The sequence below is a fragment of the Streptomyces aurantiacus genome (genome assembly GCF_001418335.1).
Classification (GTDB): Bacteria; Actinomycetota; Actinomycetes; order Streptomycetales; family Streptomycetaceae; genus Streptomyces; species Streptomyces aurantiacus.
The window spans coordinates 1-4,288 of sequence record NZ_LIPP01000469.1 but is presented as its reverse complement, the minus strand read 5'-3'; the positions used below and the strand labels follow the sequence as shown (position 1 = coordinate 4,288).

3 protein-coding genes are annotated in these 4,288 nt (G+C 70.4%); all 3 read left to right on the top strand.

The window, feature by feature from the left end; genetic code table 11:
- Positions 1-101 precede the first annotated feature (101 nt).
- The 3 genes from argS (at position 102) to AOK01_RS38910 (ending at position 4,118) form a co-directional block, all read left to right on the top strand.
- Positions 102-1,907: an arginine--tRNA ligase gene (gene argS / locus AOK01_RS38920; protein ID WP_055520212.1), complete on the top strand. Its 1,806-nt coding sequence runs from the start codon at positions 102-104 to the stop codon at positions 1,905-1,907.
- Positions 1,908-2,313: 406 nt separating this feature from the next.
- A complete protein-coding gene (locus AOK01_RS38915) occupies positions 2,314-3,240 on the top strand; it encodes a phosphotransferase family protein (protein ID WP_055520210.1) in 927 nt (308 codons plus the stop codon).
- Positions 3,241-3,320: 80 nt separating this feature from the next.
- Complete coding sequence (locus AOK01_RS38910; RefSeq protein ID WP_055520208.1) at positions 3,321-4,118, top strand: DUF4253 domain-containing protein; 798 nt, start codon at positions 3,321-3,323, stop codon at positions 4,116-4,118.
- Positions 4,119-4,288: the final 170 nt, after the last annotated feature.

Here is a 4,288-nt window from a genome sequence, read left to right as displayed (position 1 = left end):
GACGGGAATGGGTAGGGGCGGCGGGGGCGAAAAATCGCTTTACCCCCCGTGGGATACTGGTCGCACCCACCCGTACCCACGAGGAGAACGGCACCCACCCCATGCCCCCGGTCACGTCCCTCACCGCACACGTCCACCAGCGCCTGTCGGCCGCGCTCACGGCAGCCCTGCCGGAGACCGCGGACGCGGACCCGCTGCTGCGACGCAGCGACCGGGCGGACTTCCAGGCCAACGGAATCCTCGCCCTGGCGAAGAAGGCGAAGGCCAACCCCAGGGAGCTCGCGACGCAGGTCGTCGACCGGGTCGTCAAGGGTGATCTGATCGAGGACATCGAGGTCTCGGGCCCCGGCTTCCTGAACATCACGATCACGGACCGGGCGATCGTCGAGACCCTCGCGGCCCGCGCCACGGACCCGGCGGACCGTCTCGGCGTGCCGTTCACCGACCACCCGGGCACCACGGTCGTCGACTACGCCCAGCCGAACGTGGCGAAGGAGATGCACGTAGGTCACCTCCGCTCCGCGGTGATCGGCGACGCGGTCACGAAGATCCTGAGGTTCGTCGGTGAGACCGTCGTCGCGCGGCACCACATCGGCGACTGGGGCACCCAGTTCGGCATGCTCATCCAGTACCTGGACGAGCACCCGCACGAGCTGGACCACCGGTCCGCCGACGACGGCACGGCGACGGACGAGGTGCCGAGCGAGGTGACGGGCGAGGAGGCCATGTCGAACCTCGACCGCCTCTACAAAGCCGCCCGCACGCACTTCGACTCCGACGAGGAGTTCAAGACACGGGCGCGGCGCAGGGTGGTCGACCTCCAGGCGGGCGAGCCAGGGACCCTCGCCACCTGGCAGAGGTTCGTGGACGAGTCGAAGATCTACTTCTTCTCGGTGTTCGAGAAGCTGGACATGGAGATCCAGGACGCGGACATCGTCGGCGAGTCGGGTTACAACGACATGCTGGACGAGACGTGCCGGCTCCTGGAGGAGAAGGGCGTCGCGGTCCGCTCGGAGGGTGCGCTGTGCGTGTTCTTCGACGACGTCCTGGGCCCGGACGGCAAGCAGGTCCCGCTGATCGTGAAGAAGTCGGACGGCGGCTACGGCTACGCGGCCACCGACCTCTCCGCCATCAGGAACCGCGTCTTCGACCTGAAGGCGGACACGCTCCTGTACGTGGTCGACGCCCGGCAGTCCCTGCACTTCAAGATGGTCTTCGAGGCGGCCCGCAGGGCGGGCTGGCTGAACGAGGACACCAAGGCGCAGCAGCTGGCCTTCGGCACGGTCCTCGGCAAGGACGGCAAGCCGTTCAAGACACGTGAGGGCGCGACGGTCCGGCTGGTGGACCTCCTCGACGAGGCGGTCGACCGTGCCACGGCAGTGGTCCGCGAGAAGGCCGAGAAGGTGGGCCTGACCGAGGAGGAGATCGTCGAGAACGGCCGGTTCGTCGGGATCGGCGCCGTGAAGTACGCGGACCTCTCCACGTCCGCCGTACGGGACTACAAGTTCGACCTGGACCAGATGGTGTCGCTGCACGGCGACACGAGCGTGTACCTCCAGTACGCGTACGCCCGTATCCAGTCGATCCTCCGCAAGGCCGGGGACGCGCGTCCGCTGGCCCATCCGGAGCTCGCGCTGGCTCCGGCGGAGCGGGCGCTGGGGCTGCACCTGGACCAGTTCGGCGAGCTGCTCCTGGACGTGGCCGCGGGGTACGAGCCGCACAAGCTGGCCTCGTATCTGTACCAGCTGGCGTCGCACCTGACGACGTTCTACGACCAGTGCCAGGTGCTGAGCGACGCGAACCCGAAGGAGGTCGTCGAGAACCGGCTCCTCCTCGTCGACCTGACAGCCCGCACGCTCCACCAGGGCATGGCGCTGCTCGGCATCAGGACGCCCGACCGCCTCTGAACCGCCTCTGGCGGCCCGAACGCATTCCTGCTCCTTCGCCCGTTCGGGTGAAGGAGCAGGGAGGGCGGTACACGCCGGAGACGCTCTCGCGGCAGCCGCTCCCGGTCGCAACGACGGTCCGCGAACCCTGTGACACGGGCTTCCTGGCCACCGGGCACCGTCCCGCATATGCCGCTGTCCCCTCCCCCCTCCGGTGCGCCCGTCCGGACGAGTCGTGGCCAAAGGTTGAGGTATCCCGGCGCGTGCCCGGATCATGCGATGCTGCGGGGCGCCACACCCCGACTCAGGTACTCCACAGCCCTGTTGGCGCCCTGTCGGAGTCCTGTTGGACCGCACGCTGGGAGCGCAATGAGCACTGCACTGTCCCTCTCCGCCACTCCAGCCGCCCGGAGGGTGTTCGCCAGTCATGCTGCCACTCGTTGAGACCGGCGAGGAACTGGACGACGTCGTCCGGGACGAGGCCCTGCTGCGGCCGGCCGTCGCGGACCTGTGCGAGCGCCTCGGCCTGGTCCCCAAACCGATGGTCCGCTTCATCGAAGGCTCGCTGCCGGTGTACTCCATCGGAGCCGCGCACGTACTGAAGCTGTTCCCCGCCTTCGAGAAACTCGACGCCAGGCGCGAGGAACGGATGCTCAGCCATGTGTACGGCAGGCTGCCGATTCCGACACCGGAGTTGTACTCGGCGGGCGCGTACAAGAACGGCTGGTCGTTCGTCCTGATGTCCCGGCTGCCCGGCGAGTCCCTCGCGGAGGCGTGGCCGCGGATTCCGGCGGCGGAGCAGGACCGTATCGTCACCGAGGCCGGTGAGACGCTCGCGGCGATGCACACGCTGAGCCCCGTGCCGCTCGCGGGTCTCGCCGGTCCGGCCGACTGGGGCCAGTTCGTCGACACGCAGCGCGCGAACGCGGTGGAACAGCAGCGCGAGGTCGGACTGTCCCCGGAGTGGCTCGAACAGATTCCGTGGTTCCTGGGCTCGGTGCCGCTGGCCGCTCCGGCGCGACGGGTACTGCTGCACACCGAGTTCATGCGCCAGCATCTGACCGTGGACCCGGACGGCTGGCAGCTGACGGGCCTGTTCGACTTCGAGCCCGCGATGATCGGGGACCCGGCCTACGACTTCGTGGGCGTCGGTCTGTTCGTCGCGTGCGGGCAGCCCCGGCTGCTGAAGCGGTTCTACGAGGCGTACGGGCGCCCGCCGTTCGACCCGCGCACGCTCATGGCGTACACGTTGCTGCACGTCTACAGCAACCTGCCCTGGTACCTGAGCATGCTGCCCGCGCCGCCGCAGCCGACGCTGGACTCGCTCGCCCAGACGTGGTTCGGCACCGACTGACGGACCGCCGCACCGGCTGACGGACCACCGCCGCACCGGCTCCGGGGCCGTTGTCAGTGGTGGACTCTAGAGTCACCTGCATGGCGATTCTTCCGAACCAGCTCCCGACGCTCGCGGCCGATCCGCCCGGCCACTCACTCGGTCTCGACCTCCCGCCCGGCGCCCTGCTCGACACGACGGCCGAGGGCTCCTGGGGCGAACCGCTGCTGTGGCGCGCCGACGCCCCGGCCGCACCGGGTGACTGGCTGCGGCTGGTGTCCGCGCGCCGCACGGCCGGTCTGCACCCGGTCCTGGTCGGCGGGCGCCCGGACAGCGAACCGCACCCGGACAAGTGGGAGCTGGACCCGGGCCTGGCGTCCTACCCGGGCGACCACGACGCCGACGAGGTACTCGCGGAGCTCTGGGAGGAGTACGCGGCCCAGGCGGAGGACGCCGACTGGCCCGGCCTCGCCCCGGCGGGCGCACCGGACGCCGACCCGGACACCCGGGCGGCCGAGGTGACGGACGCCCTCGTCGGGGGCGCGAGCTGGCTGCGGGAGCCGCGGCTCGCGCTCGTCCCGGCCCGCCGCAGCGCCGACGTCCCGGCCGCCGTCGGCTGGTGCGGGCCGGTCAACCGCACGGAGGACGTGGCGGTGTTGTGCGCGGTCCTGCGTTCCTGGGAGGACCGCTTCGGCATCCGGGTCGTGGCGCTCACCTTCGACCAGCTGGTCGTCTCGGTCGCGGCCCCGCCCCGGACGCTCGCCGAGGCCGAGGCGATAGCCGCCGAGCACTACGCGTTCTGCCCGGACAACATCACGCAGAGCAGCCACGCCTCCCTGCGTGCGTACGCCGAGCGTGAGGTGCTCGGCGCCCACTCCTGGACCTTCTGGTGGGACTGAACTGAGCGGCGCGAGGGGGTGGAGGCCGGGGCGGAGGCCGGGGGGGGGCAGCCGAGCCATCGGGCTCAGGGCTTGCGCAGGCTCAGGGCTTGCGGCCCGTGACCGCGTACACGTTGATGTCCGCGTCCGTCACGTCGTCGATGTCGCGGTAGCGAACCTTCTCGAGGTCG